The following is a 524-nucleotide window of genomic DNA, read 5'->3' on the forward strand; positions in this document are numbered from 1 at the left end:
CGGCCGGCCGCTTCAGGACCATCGACCGCTGGCGCCGGGAAGCACGGCTGGCCGGGGCTCTGCCCGAACTCACGGCGCTGGCCGAGCCGACACGGGAGCCGGCCATGCCGGAAGACATCCAGGACGATGAATTGCGGCTCATCTTCGTCTGCTGCCATCCGGCGCTGGCGCCGGATGCACGCATCGCCCTGACCCTGCGCGAAGTGGGTGGTTTGACCACCGAAGAGATCGCCCGCGCCTATCTGACGCCGACACCGACCATTGCGCAACGCATCGTGCGGGCCAAGGCGAAGATCCGGGACGAGGCGATCCCCTACGAGGTGCCCGACCGCGCCGACCTGCCGGTGCGTCTCGAGAGCGCGCTGCAGGTGATCTACCTGATCTTCAACGAGGGTTACGCGGCCACCGAGGGGCCGAACCTGACGCGGGCCGACCTGTGCGCCGAGGCGATCCGGCTCGGCCGGCTGATGGTCGAACTGCTCGACCAGCCGGAGGCGCAAGGGCTGCTTGCCCTGATGCTGCTG

At 69.3% G+C, this 524-nt stretch carries 1 protein-coding gene; it reads left to right on the plus strand.

The features are described from left to right. Positions 1-524 (plus strand): RNA polymerase sigma factor (locus tag EN964_RS36825; RefSeq protein WP_281059611.1); only part of this gene is annotated, 524 nt, incomplete at both ends.

This window comes from Mesorhizobium sp. M7A.F.Ca.CA.001.10.2.1, from assembly GCF_003998575.1.
Lineage (GTDB): Bacteria > Pseudomonadota > Alphaproteobacteria > Rhizobiales > Rhizobiaceae > Mesorhizobium.